17 protein-coding genes and 1 pseudogene are annotated in these 17,319 nt (G+C 26.8%); 16 read left to right on the plus strand and 2 right to left on the minus strand.

Translation table 11 applies throughout. The annotated features are described in order from the left end of the window. The first annotated feature begins 12 nt into the window (after positions 1–12). From MTX53_RS04795 to MTX53_RS04830, 8 genes are all read left to right on the plus strand, one after another. A complete protein-coding gene (locus MTX53_RS04795) occupies positions 13–975 on the plus strand; it encodes a cobalamin biosynthesis protein (protein ID WP_244835458.1) in 963 nt (320 codons plus the stop codon). 15 nt (positions 976–990) lie between these two features. After that, on the plus strand, positions 991–2,691 hold the full coding sequence (locus tag MTX53_RS04800) for a diphthine--ammonia ligase (protein ID WP_244835101.1): 1,701 nt from the start codon (positions 991–993) through the stop codon (positions 2,689–2,691). An 18-nt stretch (positions 2,692–2,709) separates the two neighbouring features. Further along, positions 2,710–4,188, plus strand: coding sequence for a cobyric acid synthase (locus tag MTX53_RS04805; protein ID WP_244835102.1), 1,479 nt, complete (start codon positions 2,710–2,712; stop codon positions 4,186–4,188). Between the two features lie 41 nt (positions 4,189–4,229). Continuing rightward, positions 4,230–4,745, plus strand: a complete 516-nt coding sequence (locus tag MTX53_RS04810) for a hypothetical protein (RefSeq protein WP_244835103.1) — start codon at positions 4,230–4,232, stop codon at positions 4,743–4,745. A gap of 223 nt (positions 4,746–4,968) precedes the next feature. Then, positions 4,969–5,631, plus strand: a complete 663-nt coding sequence (locus MTX53_RS04815; protein WP_244835104.1) for an ABC transporter ATP-binding protein — start codon at positions 4,969–4,971, stop codon at positions 5,629–5,631. Between the two features lie 11 nt (positions 5,632–5,642). Continuing rightward, complete coding sequence (locus MTX53_RS04820; protein ID WP_244835105.1) at positions 5,643–8,141, plus strand: ABC transporter permease; 2,499 nt, start codon at positions 5,643–5,645, stop codon at positions 8,139–8,141. A gap of 73 nt (positions 8,142–8,214) precedes the next feature. Further along, positions 8,215–8,901 (plus strand): response regulator transcription factor, encoded by a 687-nt coding sequence (locus tag MTX53_RS04825; protein ID WP_244835107.1) that lies wholly within the window; start codon positions 8,215–8,217, stop codon positions 8,899–8,901. Then, on the plus strand, positions 8,898–10,151 hold the full coding sequence (locus MTX53_RS04830; RefSeq protein WP_244835109.1) for a HAMP domain-containing sensor histidine kinase: 1,254 nt from the start codon (positions 8,898–8,900) through the stop codon (positions 10,149–10,151). Before MTX53_RS04825 ends, MTX53_RS04830 begins: the two co-directional genes overlap by 4 nt. 62 nt (positions 10,152–10,213) lie before the next feature. Here the strand turns inward: MTX53_RS04830 and MTX53_RS04835 are convergent, their stop codons facing one another. Continuing rightward, complete coding sequence (locus MTX53_RS04835; protein ID WP_244835111.1) at positions 10,214–10,780, minus strand: spore coat protein; 567 nt, start codon at positions 10,778–10,780, stop codon at positions 10,214–10,216. Positions 10,781–10,987: 207 nt separating this feature from the next. Here MTX53_RS04835 and MTX53_RS04840 point away from each other — a divergent pair, with 207 nt between their 5' ends. The 8 genes and pseudogenes from MTX53_RS04840 (at position 10,988) to MTX53_RS04875 (ending at position 16,123) form a co-directional block, all read left to right on the plus strand. Beyond that, positions 10,988–11,725, plus strand: a complete 738-nt coding sequence (locus MTX53_RS04840; RefSeq protein WP_244835113.1) for an N-acetylmuramoyl-L-alanine amidase — start codon at positions 10,988–10,990, stop codon at positions 11,723–11,725. A gap of 80 nt (positions 11,726–11,805) precedes the next feature. Further along, positions 11,806–12,147, plus strand: coding sequence for an ArsC/Spx/MgsR family protein (locus tag MTX53_RS04845; protein WP_244835115.1), 342 nt, complete (start codon positions 11,806–11,808; stop codon positions 12,145–12,147). A gap of 340 nt (positions 12,148–12,487) precedes the next feature. Beyond that, a pseudogene (locus MTX53_RS04850) lies at positions 12,488–12,757 on the plus strand (DUF2520 domain-containing protein); the annotation flags it as partial. A gap of 156 nt (positions 12,758–12,913) precedes the next feature. Next, entirely contained in the window at positions 12,914–13,420 is a 507-nt protein-coding gene (locus tag MTX53_RS04855) for a DUF2520 domain-containing protein (RefSeq protein WP_244835116.1), read from the plus strand. Continuing rightward, on the plus strand, positions 13,420–14,247 hold the full coding sequence (gene panB / locus MTX53_RS04860; protein WP_244835117.1) for a 3-methyl-2-oxobutanoate hydroxymethyltransferase: 828 nt from the start codon (positions 13,420–13,422) through the stop codon (positions 14,245–14,247). Before MTX53_RS04855 ends, panB begins: the two co-directional genes overlap by 1 nt. A 55-nt stretch (positions 14,248–14,302) precedes the next feature. Beyond that, positions 14,303–15,157: a pantoate--beta-alanine ligase gene (panC, locus tag MTX53_RS04865; protein WP_244835118.1), complete on the plus strand. Its 855-nt coding sequence runs from the start codon at positions 14,303–14,305 to the stop codon at positions 15,155–15,157. Between the two features lie 43 nt (positions 15,158–15,200). Further along, on the plus strand, positions 15,201–15,575 hold the full coding sequence (gene panD / locus MTX53_RS04870; protein WP_244835119.1) for an aspartate 1-decarboxylase: 375 nt from the start codon (positions 15,201–15,203) through the stop codon (positions 15,573–15,575). Positions 15,576–15,829: 254 nt separating this feature from the next. Then, positions 15,830–16,123: a hypothetical protein gene (locus MTX53_RS04875; RefSeq protein WP_244835120.1), complete on the plus strand. Its 294-nt coding sequence runs from the start codon at positions 15,830–15,832 to the stop codon at positions 16,121–16,123. 41 nt (positions 16,124–16,164) lie between these two features. On the opposite strand, the gene MTX53_RS04880 is transcribed toward MTX53_RS04875, so the two are convergent. After that, positions 16,165–17,289: a GTP-binding protein gene (locus MTX53_RS04880; protein WP_244835121.1), complete on the minus strand. Its 1,125-nt coding sequence runs from the start codon at positions 17,287–17,289 to the stop codon at positions 16,165–16,167. Positions 17,290–17,319 lie beyond the last annotated feature (30 nt).

Below are 17,319 nucleotides of genomic sequence, written 5' to 3' on the forward strand. Positions count from 1 at the left end.
CTTAGATTGCATATATTTTCGATTATTATAGGATTTATACTAGATATTATTATAGGTGATCCTGATAACCCGTTTCATCCTGTAAGATTTATAGGGAAACTGTGCAGTATATTTGAAAAAATTACAAGAAAACTATTTAAAAATTCATTAAAGTTTGCAGGGCTTATCACATGGATTTTAGTATCATTAGTTTCAGTTTTACTTTCATTAAGTATTGTAAAAATTGCATTTATGATAAATTTTGTGTTTGGAATTATAATTGAAGGAGTTATAATTTATTTTTGCATTTCATGCAGAGCATTACATAAAGAAGGCAGAAAAGTAATAGAAAGTCTTGAAAAAGGAGACATTAATGAGTCGCGAAAAAGACTTTCATACATAGTTGGACGTGATACTAAAAATCTTGATGAAAAAGGAATTATAAGAGCTGTAATAGAAACAATAGCTGAAAATATTTCAGATGGAGTTATTGCACCTCTTTTATTTATAGGCATTTTTGGCGCAGTAGGTGGAGTTTTATATAAAGCTGTAAATACAATGGATTCAATGTTTGGCTATAAAAATGAAAAATATATTGAATTTGGGTATTTTGCGGCTAAGATAGATGATATATTTAATTTTATTCCTTCAAGACTTACAGGCTTTTTCGTTATTGTAAGTTCTCTTATATTAAATTATAATTATATTAACAGTTTTAAAATTTTTAAAAGAGACAGAAAAAAACATTTAAGCCCTAATAGTGCACAGTCTGAATCTGCTGTTGCTGGAGCTTTAGAAGTTCGACTTGGTGGACCTAATTATTATTTTGGAAAGCTCGTAGAAAAGCCATTTTTAGGTACAGAGCTAAAAACGATAGAAATTTCAGATGTAAAAAGGGCTGTAAAGATACTTTATACAGTATCTTTTATTGGATTTATTGTTTCAATATCGCTTAGTTTAAGTGTTTTTTTAATTTCTTATTATAGTGTTTTATAAGAAAGGATGTGAAAGATGGAAAGTAGAGGACATGGAGCAGATGCTCAGATTGTAAAAAGAAAACTTAATTTAAAAGGAAAGATTATAGATTTTTCAGCTAATATTAATCCTTTAGGCCCAAGTAAAAATTCTATAGAAAAGCTTAAAGAAAATATGAATCTTATTGAAAAATATCCAGATATATCATATTACGATATGAAAAATGCGATAAAAGAATATGAAAGAGAAAATTTAGAAATAGATTCTTTCAATATAATACTTGGAAATGGTGCTTCAGAGATTATCTATAAGATATCAGAAGCATTAAAACCAAAGAAAGCACTTATTATAGAACCATCATTTTCTGAATATGAAGAATCTCTCAGACTTCAAAAATCAGAGATAGATTATTATATATTAAAAGAAGAAAATGATTTTATATTGTGTGACGATTTTCTTGATTACATAAAAAATGATATTGATATTATCTTTTTATGTAATCCTAATAATCCTACAGGAAAGCTTGTTTCAGAAGATTTATTAAAAAAAATAATGGATAAATCTTTAAAAACAGGTTCGATACTTGTTATTGATGAGTCGTTTATAGACTTTACGCATCAAAAATCATCATCGAAGTATTTAAAAGAATATAGCAATTTAATTATTTTAAAATCACTTACTAAGTTTTTTGCATCTCCAGGGATAAGATCAGGTTATGCATTAGTATTTAATAAAGATATTTTTGAAAAAGTATCTTTATATATGCCATCATGGAATATAAACGCTTTTTCTGACATATATACAAGGTATGCGCTCAAAGATAGGCAGTACATAAAAAATACCAAGGAGTATATACAAAATGAAAAAGAGTATTTAGAATTTGAACTTTCAAAAATAAAAAATATTAAAGTTTTTAAGACAGATACAAATTTTATTTTATTTAAAGCTTCAAAAAATCTTAAAGAAAAACTTATTTTAAAAAACATTTTAATAAGAGATTGCTCAAATTTCAAAGGGCTTAGCTCAGGATTTTTTAGAATTGCTGTAAAATCTCATAGTGATAATAAAATTCTTATTGATAATATTAATCTATTAAATAATGCAGTGGTTTCGTTTAGTGGTGGAAAAGACAGTATGCTGTGTTTATATAAAGCAATAAATAAAGGATATAATATTTCTGCACTTTTAGTAACTTCTGATTGTCAAAATCATTCGAATTTTCATAGAATACCTATGAAGATTTTGGATAAGGTGTCTAAATCTCTCGGAATTAGAATTATAAACGTTATTGTAAATGATGGCGAAAATTATGAAGAAAAATTTGAAGAGGGTCTTAGAAAAGCAAAAAAATTTGGCGCATCTACATGCATTTTTGGAGATATAGATATAGATTCTCATAAAGTATGGGGAGAAGATAGAGCTTTACATGCTTCTATGGATGCAGAATTTCCACTTTGGAATAGAAAGCGTGAAGAAGTTACGAATGAATTTATAAAAAGCGGATTTAAGGCAGTAATAAAAAAGGTTAATTTAGATTATTTAAGTTCTGATTATTTAAATGAAGAACTTGATTTTAAATTAGTTTCGAAGTTTAAAGATTTAGATATAGATGTGTGTGGTGAAAATGGAGAATATCATACATTTGTTTATGATGGACCGTTATTTAAAAATAAAATTGATTTTAAAGTTGTAGCAAAAGAAAAAGATAGACAATATGCCTATTTAAAGATCGAGTAAATTTTATGAGGTGGATTAATGAATAAGTCGAGTATTATGTTTTTAGGAACAGCATCTAGTGTTGGTAAGAGCATGATGGCTGCAGCATTATTAAGAATATTAAAAAATAAAGGATTTTCTGTTGCACCATTTAAAGCTCTCAATATCTCACTAAATTCATATGTAACCTATGATGGACTTGAGATTGGAGTGGCACAAAAAGTTCAGGCAGAGGCAGCTAAAATAGAACCAAGCGTATTAATGAATCCTGTACTTTTAAAGCCAGCTTCAGGAAAAACTCAAGTTATAGTTGAAGGAAAAGTTGTAAAAACAATAAATCCTTATGAATATACAGAAATAAATGATAAATTAAAAATTAGAATAAAAAAAGTATATAACAAAATAAGAAAAAATTATGATATAATTGTACTAGAAGGTTCAGGAAGTTGTGCCGAAATTAATCTAAGGGAGACAGATATAGCCAATATTGAAATGGCTAAAATGTCTAAATCACCAATTATATTAGTATCAGATATAGATAGAGGTGGAGTATTTGCATCTATTTATGGAACGCTTTCCCTCATTAGAGAAGATGAGAGGAAAATGGTAAAAGGAGTCATTATAAATAAGTTTAGAGGGGATAAAAAAAGATTTGAAAAAGCAGTAACACAGCTTGAAGATATCATAAAAATCCCAGTGCTTGGTGTAATGCCATATGAAGAACTTAATATAGATGATGAGGATGCAGTTACAGAAAAATTAGTTAATAATAATGATAAAAAATCACTCATTGATATTGTAGTTATAAAATTAAAATCAATGTCAAATTTTACTGATTTTAATACTTTTTCAAGATATGAGTTTATAAATGTACGATATGTTGATAAGAGTGAAGATATAGGAAACCCTGACCTTATAATTATACCAGGAACTAAAAATACGATTAAAGATTTAAGGTTCCTTAAAAAGAAAGGTTTATTTGAAAAAATAATAGAAAAGCATCAAAATGGTACAGTTATTTTAGGAATATGTGGAGGATACCAGATGCTTGGAAATATTATTGTTGATAGCCTTTCAATAGAAAGTGATATAAGAGAAGAAACTGGATTTTCTCTTCTTAATTTCAAAACAAGATTCAGCGAAGAAAAAGTTACAAGAAGAGCAAATTGTACAGCGTTTGATTCAATAAATGTTTCTGGATATGAGATTCATAATGGAATAAGCAAAATTGGTAAAAATTCAGAGATTTTTATGAAATCAGAAAATGGGAGTATTCTTGGAATATGCAACAAAGAACATAATGTATTTGGAACGTATCTCCATGGAGTATTTGATTCAGATGAATTTTTAGATTACTTTTTAGAAAACGTATTAAAAATAAATTTGGATTCATATATGACTAAAAAGAATGAAGCTTACGATGAATTTAAAGATAGACAGTATGAGAAACTTGCAGATGTATTTGAGAAAAATATAGATGTAGATAAAATAATTACTATAATTAATAATGGGTTATAGAGTTATTATTTATATACAATATATAAAAGTGAGGGATTGTAATGCTAACAGAAAATGAGGAACTAGGTTTAGAACAAATTGAAAATTTAGCTAGAAAAAATATAAAAGGAAAGCAGTTTTTTAGAGTCACAGATATTTTAGAAACCGCTTTTTGTCTTTCAGAAGAGCAAGCATATGATGTACTAAAAAATATTATGGGAAGAAAGAGTGTTTCTAATTCAACTGAAAGTATAATATATGAATATCTTGATATGCTTGAAAAAGGATACTGTTCAATTAAAGAACAGCTTGAAATTATGAATGGAGATAAACTTTTCGTTGTCAAAAATACTATCCAGCTAAGAGAGAAAAATTTTACTGGTGGAACATTTTTTGATGCAATGAGAGATGTATATAATATTAAAGAAGAAGAGATTCCAGCTATATTAATGAAATATTTAAATACAATAGAATCTCCCACTTTTAATTTTATAATAGATGAGGATAGTTTTAATAAATTTATTGAAACAGATATTGATGAACTTGAAAATCAGTATAATAGATTTAAAGAAGAATAAAATTATACTAATTTATATTTCAAAATTTAATAAATAATATAAAAAAGACGTGCTTTTTATAAAATAGCAGGTCTTTTTTATTGATTTTAAGCTTACTGTAAGGTATTTTGGACATAATATAGTTTAATGAATCAATTATTACAATTTTGTAATGATTAATTTAATAAACTAGAAACATTATTACTTTATACTTAAGATGAAATCAAAAAAGGAGAGATGAAATATGAATATAATTAAAACAGAAAATTTATGTAAAATATATGGTAAAAAAGAAAATAAAGTTGTAGCAATTGATAATATAAATATTGAGGTAAATAAAGGAGAATTTTTAGCAATTATAGGTGAAAGTGGATCAGGAAAAAGTACACTTCTTCATCAGATTGGAGGAGTTGATAAGCCTACATCTGGAAAAGTAATTATTGATGGAGTAGATATCTATGGTCTAAATGATACAAAACTTGCAATATTCAGAAGAAGAAAGATAGGATTCATTTTTCAGTCATTTAATCTTATACCAGTTTTATCTGTAGAAGAGAATATAAAGCTTCCAGCTCTTTTAGATAGAAAAAAAGTAGATAAAGATTATTTTAATGATATAGTTAAAACTTTAAAAATAGATGATAGGCTTAATCATCTTCCGTCAGAGCTTTCAGGAGGACAGATGCAAAGAACTGCAATTGCACGTGCACTTATAAATAAACCTGCAATAGTACTTGCTGATGAGCCTACAGGAAATCTTGATAGTGAAACTTCTAGAGAGATAGTTGAAATGCTTAAGGTTTCATCTAAAAAATATAATCAGACAATAGTTATAATAACACATGATCTTTCAATTGCAGAAGATGCAGATAGAGTTATAAAAATTAAAGATGGAAAAGTAATGTAAGGGGGATAGATATGAAAAGTTATAGTACATTATCTATAAGATATTTAAAAGAAAATAAAAAGAAAAGTATTCTTACAATACTAGGCATAACAATGGCTTCAATACTTATCTCAGCAGTATTTACTTTCGCTTTGAGTTTTGTAGATTCAATGATTTCTTATGAAAGATCAATTAAGAATTGGGAATTTTCATTAAATAGTATTACAAAAACAAATGCAATAAACGTAAAAAATAATGTAGAGATTAAGGATGTATCTATTCAAGGAAAAACTGAAAATTTATTTTTGGGTTCAGAAAATAAAAAAACAAATTTAACAAAAAGTGGTGGAGAATATTACAATAACATTTATAGAAATAAAATAATATCTGGAAAATATCCGTCAAAGGAAAATGAAGTTGTACTTGATAAAGTCACCGCAGATAAAATGTCAGTTGATGTAGGAGATGAGATAAAACTCAAAGATAATGATGGAAATATTTTAGCATATTCTATAAGCGGTTTAACTGAATTTGATAAAGTTTCTGCTAATGAAAATATAACTCTATATGGTTTTTTAGATTATGATAATTTACCTGAAGATTCTTCGTATAAAGTATATGTCAATTTAAAGAGCAAAAAAAATAAGCAGGATATCATAAAAAATGTAATTGAAGATTCTAAAATAGAAATAACTGAAGGAACAAAGACAGATAATAGTGAGCTTTTATATTTAACAGGAAATGGAGGCTCAGATGATATTACAGCTAGTATGAAAAAAGTTGCTGCTTTCTTCATAATAATAATAATGGTTTGTACAATTACTGTAATCTATAATTCATTTAATATTTCAGTACTTGAAAGAATGAGATATTTTGGAGTATTAAAAGCTATTGGAGCAACAAAAAGGCAGATAAAGAACTTAATTTTAAAAGAAGGATTTATAATGGGAATCATTGCAATTCCTCTTGGGTATATTATAGGATTCTTAGCTTTAAAAATTGGTATGAGTATTATTGCTAGTGAAAAATTTATGTTTATCTTTGATGATTTTAAAGTTGGATTTTATCCTATAGTTATTGTTTTTGATGCATTTTTAATATTTATTACAATATATATTTCACTTCTTATGCCAATAATAAAAGCAAATAGAGTATCTATTATTGAAGCTATAAAAAATGTAGGTGAAATTAAGATTGGTAAAATAAAGCATAGAAAAAATAGAATAATAAATTCCTTATTTGGAGTTGAAGGAAGCATTGCATACAAAAATATAAGAAGAACTCCTTTTAGATTTATAGTTACGATACTTGCACTTACTGTATCTATTATACTTTTTAATGTTTTCTATGGATTTATTGATTTTTCAAAGCAGACTATATCACAGCAGTATATGAATGTTCAATTTGATTCATGTGCTCAAAAATGGAATTATCCGGAATCTTTTACTGATGATGAAATAGCAGAAATAAAGAGTCAGCCTTTTATAAGAACAGTTTATAGTATATATTCTAATTATTTGAATGAACCAATTGAAAATAAATTTGTTAGTGATAATAATAATAATCAAATAAACGAGTATGAAGATATTGGATATGGAGTTCTTAGAACAAACATTTCAGTTTATGATAGTGAAAAAGAAATAGATATTTTAAAAAAATATATAAATTTAAGTAATAAAGATATTGAAAAGCTTAATGATGGAGGAGTAATACTTGTTGATGGATATCCTAAAAAGGATAGTAGTTCAGGAAAAAAATATATAAGAAGACAGACAACATTTAATGTATCTGATGTAATAACTCTTCCAAAAACAAATGTTAATGACAAAGATAAGATAAAAAATGATATAGTATCTAACAATGTTTATAATTCAGAAGTAGTAGGAATTATAAATTACTCACCATTAACAGGAACAATGATGAATGGTCAAATTGAACTTATTTATACAAAGCAAGGGTATGAAAAAGTAAATTCTAAAGTTCAAATAAACAAACTTGCATTTAAATTTGATGGTGCTGAAGAAGCTAGAGAAGAATGCTTCAAATATTTTGATGAAATTAAAGATTCTAAAGGATATTTTTATGAAGACTTTACAAATGTTATAAAGGATACACAAACTATATTCAATCAAGTAGAATTCTTTGTTTACTGTTTCATAATAATAGTTACAATTATATCAATTATTAATATTTTTAATACGATCTCTACAGGTATAATAACAAGGAAAAGAGAGTTCTCAGTCTTAAAGGCTGTTGGAATGACAGAAAAACAGCTTAGAAAATCAATTATGTTTGAAGGAAATTTTTATGGAGTTATTTCAGCAATACTTGGTGGAATATCTTCAGCATTACTCTTATTGTTACTTATAAACCTTGGAGGAGGAATTGCGGCAATTAATTATCATTTTAACTTTATAGCTTTTACTATTTCAATTGTATCTGCAGTAGTTATAACATATATATCAACAGCTATTTCACTTAGAAAACTTAAAAAAATAACAATTGTTCAAGGAATAAGAGATGAAAATTAAGGAAACATAGAATTTATTCTATAATGTATGATAATATGGTTATATTACAATTTATCATTGGAGGAATAAAAATATGGATGTACTACTTGTTGAAGATGATGCTGCACTTTCTATGGGCATTGAGTATTCTTTAAAAAGTGAAGGTTTTAATGTGTATAAAGCTTCTTCTGTAAAATCTGCAGAGAAGCTTTATGCAGAAAGAAAATATAATATAATACTTTTAGATGTAATGCTTCAAGATGGAAATGGATATGATATATGCAAAAAAATAAGAAAGAAAGATGATACACCTATAATATTTTTAACAGCATGTGATGAAGAATTTAATGTAGTTATGGGACTTGATATGGGAGCTGATGATTATCTTACAAAACCTATAAGGATAAAAGAGCTAATTGCAAGGATTAATGCTGTTATAAGAAGAAAAGGTAAAAGTAATGAAATGGATTCTAAAAAAATTGAATCAAGAGATTTTACTATATATCCAATGAAATTTGAAGTCTATAAAAATAGCCAAAAAATAGAACTTACATCAATTGAATATAAGCTTTTAATGCTTCTTATAAAAAATCAGTCAATAGTTCTTACGAGAGATAAAATACTTGAAAAATTGTGGGATTATGAAGAAAATTTTATAGAGACAAATACGTTAAATGTTTATATAAGAAGACTTAGAATAAAACTTAAGGAAAACCCAGATAATAGATATATAGAGACTGTACGTGGGATAGGATATAAATGGATTGGTGATGATAAATGACATATATTTTTCAAACATTAAAAAATAATGAAATGAAAAGACTTACTAAAAAATATATTATAATATCTATTATTGGAATTTCAATAATTATATTATTTTCATCAGTAATATCAAAGGAATTTTCAAAGATATTAATAAAACAGAATACAATTATTTTTTCTGAAATTATAGATGAAAATATAGATTATAAGAAAATAGTTGAAAATTTTATAAATAACAATGATATAGATGAGGATAATATACAAAAGAGTAAGGATATACTTAAATCGTATGGATATGATTTAAACATTTCAAATGCAGCAGATCCTTTAAAATTTCAAATACAGAAAATGGTTTTAATCTTATTTATTCCAGTATTTCTTTTTATTATTTTGATACTTTATATTATAAATATGTATGAGTTTGTAAAAATTTATAAGAATATAAATAAGGTTTCTGAAAGCATTTCACAAATAGCAAATGGAAAGATAGTGAAACTTCAAAATGAATACGATGAAGGTGACATATCGTTTCTTTTATCATCTGTAAATCTTGTAGCAGATAGAGTAAATAATTCAATATCAAGTTTAAAAAATGAAAAAATTAATTTGAAAGATTTTCTAGCAGATATATCTCATCAGCTTAAAACACCTCTATCTGCACTTATAATGTTTATAGATATTTTAAGAAATAATAAAAATATAGAAGAAGAAGATAGAAAAAAATTTCTATCTGAATGTGATGAGCAGTTAAATAGAATGCAGTGGCTTATAATGAATCTTTTAAAAGTTGGAAGGCTTGAAGCTAATGCTATACAGTTTAATATAGAGAAGGAGCAATTAAAAGAGACTATAGATATTTCTGTAGCAGCACTTAAAAATATGGCTGATAGTAAAAATATAAAAATAGATGTAAAATGTGATGAAAATTGTCTTTTATATCATGATAAAGGATGGCTTGCAGAGGCTATATCAAATCTTATAAAAAATGCAATAGAACATACAAAAGAAGGCGGCAAAGTTGAAATAATTGTTTCAAAAGGCCCAATTTTTGTAAAGATATTTATAAAAGATAATGGAAAAGGAATGAGCATAGACACACAAAAAAACATATTTAAAAGATTTTATAAAGGTGAAGATAGTACAAATCCTACTAGTATAGGAATAGGACTTTCACTATCTAAAAGTATTATTGAAAAATTAAATGGTAGAATATCTGTAAGAAGTGAAATAGGAAAAGGAACAACATTTATAATTATTTTTCAATTATAATAATAAAAAAAGGAGATGTTACACTAAGCATTTATTTAGTGTAACGTCTCTTTTTTAATTAATTAGCTATATAATCCATTTGCACTCATATAATTGTAAATTTGTTCACCATGTTCCTGCTCTTCTTTTTGAATGTGGTTAAGTACCTGTCTTGCGTTAGGATCTCTAAATTCAAAGATCGCTGTATTGTATGTTGAAGAAACGTACTTTTCAGTTGAAAGAGCATCATTACATAAAGTTTTGTCAATATCTTGTGAAGAAGCAGTATTTCCTGAAGAATATGCATTTGAACTTGAGCTTTGAGATTGCATACTCTGCATAGAATTTGCTTGAGATTGAGCTTGGTTAGTCTGGCTAGCTTGTTGATTACTTTGATTAGCCTGACTTTGCATAGAACTGCTAGAATTTTGGCTTGAAGATCCAGATGATACACTTGGAACAGTTCCACTTAACATTTGATTTATTGTGTTTAAGTGATTTTCTTCATTACTCTTAAGAGTTGTAAATAAACTTTTTAATTTGGGATCACAAGCTTTTTGAGAATATGAGTCGTATTTTTTTACACATAATTCTTCATGCTTTTTTTCATCTTGTAAAAACATAGATTCTTTTTGATTTAAATTTAACATAAATATCACCTCAAAAATAGGATGTGCAAATAATAAAATTTTATTCTAAAAAGTTGTACTTAAACATATAATCTATATGAATGAATAGAGATAGTGATATGTATAAGTAGAGTATTTCTCTTTATAACTGTTTTTATAAAGGAAATGAGTTTATTTTAGCTATATTATAAACTATAGCGGAATCTTTTAGATAAAGGGGGAAATAAAATGAAATTTGGAATAGATTTAGGGCATGGAGTTGATGGGGACAGAGGTGCTGTAGGTAGAATTCCAGAGGAAAATATAATAGATGAAATAGGAAAAATTTTAATAAAGAATTTAAAGCAGGCAGGACATACTGTGGTAGAGCTTCGACCGGATCGCGCAAAGAATGTTCCAGATAGTCTTATGATGAGATATAATAAAGCCAATTACTATAATGTTGATATGTGTATTTCAATTCATGCAAATATTGGAGGAGGACGTGGAACTGAAATATATACTTACAACGGAAATGAATTTTTAGAAGCCAAAAATGTATTAGATAATTTAATTTCATTAGGTTTTAAAAATAGGGGTATAAAGGATGGTTCACATCTTGCTATGATTAGGAGAACAAAGTCAAAATCAATGCTTATAGAAATATGTTTTCTAGATAGCGATGATGTTGATATTTATAAAAATGCAGGATCTAAAAAAATATCAGATGCAATACTAAATGGAATTACAAATTCGAAAGCAGAAAAGAAACGCTGTTTTGTTGTAACAAATTATTTAAAATCTTCCTATGAAGGATATGATGGAGTTGAGATAAATAAAGTAATGAATTATTTTAAGAATATAAGATGTTACTTACGTTTTAATCAGAAAGGTATCTGGATTGAGACGCAGTATCTTAAAGAAGATGAATGTGAAAAATTAAAAGAAAAACTTGGAAATCTATTTTATGAAATAAAATATGAATAAAATTTAATTAAAAAAATGAATATGTTATAATTAATATATGAAAATATTATAAATTTTATTTTGCATAAGTCGGAGGAAATATGAGCATTCAGATTTTTGGAACAAAAAAATGCTTTGATACTAAAAAAGCACAGAGATTTTTTAAAGAAAGAAGAGTTAAATTTCAGTTTATCGATTTAAAAGAAAAAGAGATGAGCAAGGGAGAATTTTTAAGTGTTGTTAAATCATGTGGAATAAATGACCTTATAAATGATAAAGCTAAAGATTATAAAAAAAGCAATCTCGATAAAATAAGAAGTGCTGAAACTAAAATGGAAATTGTATTTAAAAATCAGCTTCTTTTAAAAACACCTATTGTAAGAAGTGGACCAAAAGCAGCAGCAGGGTTTGATGAAGATAAATGGACAAAGCTTATAGAGTGATTTTGAGTATTTTTATATAATTTAATTTCTAAATTTAATGGATAAAAATAAAGCTAGAGTTTATTTTATGACTCTAGTTTTATTTTTTTACTATATTATCTAAAATGACATAAAAAAAGGATTATTTTATAAATATTTAATATCTAATAAGAATTAACTGTAAAAAATTGTTGTAAAAAAGAATATACAATGTTAAAATATTTTTGGATAGTATCTTATAGAACTATACCAGACATTTTTTTATTAGAATGTATAAGCAACTCATATCTATGTGAATGAGATTGAAATTAGGATGTTGTATCACTTTAAATGGAGGTGATACTTTATAAAAATCGGGTTTATTGGTCCTGGGAAGGTAGGCGTTAATTTAGGACGCTACTTTACTCATAAAGGGATAAAGATAAATGGCTTTTATGGAAAAAATATAAATAGTTCCAGAAAAGCTTCAAAGATAACAAATTCAAAAGTATATAATAATTACAAAGAAATTATTAACGATAGTGAAATATTATTTATAACAACACCTGACGATATCATTTCAATTATAGATAGAGAAATTTGCAAGTTTGATTTAAAAAACAAATCTATATGCCATACAAGTGGCTCATTAAAATCAACTGTTTTATCTAATTCTAAATTATCTGGGGCATTAGTCTATTCTATACATCCCATGTTTGCATTTTCCAATAAAAATATACCAATAAAAAAATTAGAACAAATTTATTTTTCCATTGAAGGAGATTTAGAGACTAAAAATACTGATACTTTGCCTATTATTAATCTTTTAAAAACTATTAAAAACAAGTATTTTATAAGAAAAATAGAAGATAGTGCAAAATATCATTTATCTAATGTTTTTGCATCAAATCTCGTTCTTTCTCTTCTTGATATTTCTGCAAGATATCTAGAAAGTCTTGGTCTTAATGAAAATGATGCATTAGATGCACTTTTTCCATTAATAGAAGGAAATATAGAAAGCATTCATAAAAATGGCTTTGTAAACTCACTTACAGGTCCAGTTGCAAGAGGAGATATTGAGACAGTAAAAAAACATATTGAAGTTTTAAATAATGAGGATAAATGTTTATATAATTTATTATCACTTAATTTATTAAAGCTTGTAGAAAAGCGTGATTCTAATATTAAAATGGAAGAAACTTGTTCTTTTGAAGGTATGGATATTAGTAGAGATAAGAACTTAAAAAAGGAAAATGCACTTAATATATCAGAAAAATATAAGGACTTATTTAAATTATTAGGGGGAGAAGAATAGTGAAAAATACAGTTTTAACATTTCAAAAGGCTAAAGAAAATGGAGATAAATTATCTATGCTTACAGCCTACGATTATTCAATGGCAAAAATTATAGATGAAAGTGGCGTAAATGGAATCTTAATTGGTGATTCATTAGGAATGGTAGTTAAAGGCGATGAAAATACATTAGGCGTAACAGTAGATGATATAATCTATCATACTAAAGCTGTTAAAAAAGGTGCTAAAAACGCTCTTATAGTAGGCGACATGCCATTTATGTCATATCATATATCAGAAAAACAGGCTGTTATGAATGCTGGAAGAATCATGAAAGAAGGAGGAGCAAATGCCGTTAAACTTGAAGGCGGCTCTAACATTACAAAACAGATTAAAGCTATTGTAAATGCTCAGATTCCAGTAATGGGACATTTAGGATTAACTCCTCAGTCTATAAATGCATTTGGAGGATTTAGAGTTCAAGGTAAAAGCGAAGAAGCTGCAAAAAAATTAATAGATGATGCTAAAGCTTTAGAAGAAGCAGGAGTGTTTGCAATTACACTTGAAGGTATTCCAGAGGTAGTTGCTAAAATCATTACAAAAACTGTAAATGTTCCTACAATAGGAATTGGTGCAGGAAAAGAATGTGATGGTCAGATACTTGTTTATCAGGACATGCTTGGTATGTTCAATGATTTTGTCCCTAAATTTGTAAAACAATATGCTAATATAGGTTCAATTATGACAGAAGCAATAAAATCATATGTAAAGGAAGTTAAAGATGGAAGTTTCCCAGAAAAAAAGCATACTTACGAAATTAATGAAGAAGTATTAAAAAAATTATATTAATATTGATTTTAAAGTGAGAAAAGTAGTAAATAGCTTAAATCTATATTAGAAAAGGATGGAAAATATGTTATTAAAGAAAATCGAAGAAGTAAGAAAATTAGTTAAGGACTTTAAAAAACAAGGTCTTAGTGTTGGGTATGTGCCTACTATGGGAGCTCTTCATGAAGGTCATGAAAGTCTTATTAAAAGAGCAGTAAAAGAAAATGATAGAGTTATTGTAAGTGTATTTGTAAATCCAACACAGTTTGGAGAAAATGAAGACTATGATTCTTACCCAAGAAACATAGAAAAGGATATGGAAATATGTGAAAAATGTGGAGCGTTTGCCATATTTAATCCAGATCCAAGTGAAATGTATTTTGAAAATAGATCTACAAGTGTAAAAGTATCAGGACTTACAGATGTTTTATGTGGAAGTAAAAGGCCTGGACATTTTGATGGAGTATGCCTTGTAGTTTCAAAGTTCTTTAACATAATAAAACCAGATAGAGCGTATTTTGGACAAAAGGATGCTCAGCAAGTTGCTGTTTTAAAAAGAATGGTGAGAGATTTAAATATTGATGTTTTAATAGTACCATGTCCAATAATAAGAGAAGAGGATGGTCTTGCAAAAAGCTCAAGAAATGCTTATTTAAACGCATCTGAAAGAAAAGCAGCTGTAGTATTAAATAGAAGCTTAAAATATGCTAAAGAATTATTAGACAAAGGTGAAAGAGATGGAAGTAAAATAAAAGAGGAAATTATAAATAAAATAAATGAAGAACCTCTTGCTAAAATTGATTATGCTGAGTTAGTTGATAGTGAAGACTTAATAAATGTATCAACTACTATTAATAAAAGTATTCTTGTTGCAATAGCTGTTTATATCGGTAAAACAAGATTAATAGATAATTTCACATATGAAATATAATGTAATATATAATATTTAGGCACATCTTTTAGGAGGAAAAAACATGATATTAACAATGTTAAAAGGGAAAATACACAGAGCAACAGTTACTCAGGCTGAACTTAATTATATGGGAAGCATAACAATTGATAAAGTATTAATGGATGCTTCGGGCATAATTGAAAATGAAAAAGTTCAAATAGTTAATAATAATAATGGTGCAAGACTTGAAACATATGTTATACCTGGAAAAAGAAATTCTGGAATAATATGCTTAAATGGTGCAGCAGCAAGACTTGTTCAAACAGGAGATAAAGTTATTATAATATCTTATAGTCAGATGGATGAAAAAGAGGCAAAAGAATATAAACCTAAAGTTGTTTTCGTTAATGATGATAATTCAATAAAAGAAATTACAAACTATGAATATAATGATTAATCTAAAATAATAATAAGTAAAGATCTCACAGAATATCAAATATATTTTGTGGGATTTTTTATTTAAAAATATATACAATATTTATATGATAATTTTGTAATAAACCAGAACTATATGTAGAAGTTAAAGGAATAATATGTTAACATTGTAGTATACTAAGATATATTAATCTGCTTACATTTCTTTTCTTGGAAATGTAAATGTTTTTATATACAATGTTATAACTACATTATATAGGGGGATGAAAATAAAAAATGAATCAAAATGTATTAAAGAGTGCTGAATTTTTAAATAATATGCTTAAGGAATTTAGTAAATCCATTCAAAAATACATAAATGAATTTAATAAGGAAACTACTACACCTCATATGCTTTATAAGTATGTTGATAAGGGATATTATAAGCTCAATATTATGAATGTTGAGATGCACGTAACTTTAAAAGATGTACTTAACAATAAAAAAGAAACATTAAATAGTATGGATGAAAAAGTTTATGATTATTTAGATAATCTAATTATTGAAAATATTAAAAGTATAGTTAAGTAAATAAAGACTGATGCAAATTTATCGCATCAGTCTTTAATTTTCTATTTAACAAGACATGTATCAAGCATTTCACATATTTTTGACTTATCTAAGTTTTGACCTATGAATACAAGTTTTTCTATTCTGTCTCCATAAGTATCATCCCAGTCATCTTTTATTGTAGGATCTTCTGCTACAAGGTCAGAGAGTTCTTCTTTAGAAGCTGATGCATACCATTGTCCAGTAGGGGTTGCATCTGTAAGCTTTCCAGCCTGTTCAAATATGTATGCCATTTCTCTTTCATCTGAAAACCATACAAGACCTTTACATCTTATAATGTTTTTTTCAAATTTATTTGTTATGTCTTTAAATTTATTTCTATCAAAAGGCTGTCTTTTCTTATATACAAATGATGAAATACCATATTCATCAGTTTCAGGTTCTTCTTCTTCAGGATTTTCAAGTTCTTCTATCCATGCTGCTGATGAACATGCATCTTCAAAATCAAAATTATTAGTGTTCATAATTTTAGAAACATCTACTTTTGAGTAGTTTGTTTCTATTATTTCAGCTTTAGGCTGAAGTGCACGAACAACTGCTTTAACTCTGTTAAGATCTTCTTTTTTAACTTCGTCAATTTTATTTAAAATTATAGTGTTACAGAATTCTATCTGCTGAATAAGAAGATTCTCAACATCTTCATCATCAATTGAATCTTTCTTTAAAAGATTGTTTCCACATCCAAATTCAGATACAAGTCTTGCTGCATCAATTACTGATACTACATTATCAAGTCTGCATATCTTAGGAATTTGTTGCTCAGCTAATAAATCATCCATAGCTGTTATTGTTTGAGCTATTGGAACAGGTTCACATATTCCACTTGCTTCTATTAATATGTAATCAAATTTTCCGCTTGTGCATAAATCTATAATTTGTTTTATTAGATCAGTTTTTAATGTACAGCATATGCATCCGTTTGATAAAGGAACAAGGTTATTATCCTGTTCTTTAACTATGCCTCCTTTTGAAATTAAGTCAGCATCAATATTTACTTCACCGATATCATTTACTATTACGGCTACTTTAAATCCTTCTTGGTTGTTTAAGATATGATTCATAAGAGTTGTTTTGCCAGCTCCAAGATAACCTGTAAGTAGTGTTATAGGTACTATTTTTCTTGGCATAAAATTCATTCCTTTCAAAATATGTATAAT

This window comes from Clostridium sp. BJN0001, assembly GCF_022869825.1.
GTDB lineage: Bacteria > Bacillota > Clostridia > Clostridiales > Clostridiaceae > Clostridium.

Excerpts from the sequence above, each read along its gene's own strand:
- MTX53_RS04800 (WP_244835101.1), top strand. The coding sequence starts at position 991 with ATGGAAAGTAGAGGACATGGAGCAGATGCTCAGATTGTAAAAAGAAAA.
- MTX53_RS04805 (WP_244835102.1), top strand. The coding sequence starts at position 2,710 with ATGAATAAGTCGAGTATTATGTTTTTAGGAACAGCATCTAGTGTTGGT.
- MTX53_RS04810 (WP_244835103.1), top strand. The coding sequence starts at position 4,230 with ATGCTAACAGAAAATGAGGAACTAGGTTTAGAACAAATTGAAAATTTA.
- MTX53_RS04815 (WP_244835104.1), top strand. The coding sequence starts at position 4,969 with ATGAATATAATTAAAACAGAAAATTTATGTAAAATATATGGTAAAAAA.
- MTX53_RS04820 (WP_244835105.1), top strand. The coding sequence starts at position 5,643 with ATGAAAAGTTATAGTACATTATCTATAAGATATTTAAAAGAAAATAAA.
- MTX53_RS04825 (WP_244835107.1), top strand. The coding sequence starts at position 8,215 with ATGGATGTACTACTTGTTGAAGATGATGCTGCACTTTCTATGGGCATT.
- MTX53_RS04830 (WP_244835109.1), top strand. The coding sequence starts at position 8,898 with ATGACATATATTTTTCAAACATTAAAAAATAATGAAATGAAAAGACTT.
- MTX53_RS04835 (WP_244835111.1), bottom strand. The coding sequence starts at position 10,780 with ATGTTAAATTTAAATCAAAAAGAATCTATGTTTTTACAAGATGAAAAA.
- MTX53_RS04840 (WP_244835113.1), top strand. The coding sequence starts at position 10,988 with ATGAAATTTGGAATAGATTTAGGGCATGGAGTTGATGGGGACAGAGGT.
- MTX53_RS04845 (WP_244835115.1), top strand. The coding sequence starts at position 11,806 with ATGAGCATTCAGATTTTTGGAACAAAAAAATGCTTTGATACTAAAAAA.
- panC (WP_244835118.1), top strand. The coding sequence starts at position 14,303 with ATGGAAAATATGTTATTAAAGAAAATCGAAGAAGTAAGAAAATTAGTT.
- panD (WP_244835119.1), top strand. The coding sequence starts at position 15,201 with ATGATATTAACAATGTTAAAAGGGAAAATACACAGAGCAACAGTTACT.
- MTX53_RS04875 (WP_244835120.1), top strand. The coding sequence starts at position 15,830 with ATGAATCAAAATGTATTAAAGAGTGCTGAATTTTTAAATAATATGCTT.
- MTX53_RS04880 (WP_244835121.1), bottom strand. The coding sequence starts at position 17,289 with ATGCCAAGAAAAATAGTACCTATAACACTACTTACAGGTTATCTTGGA.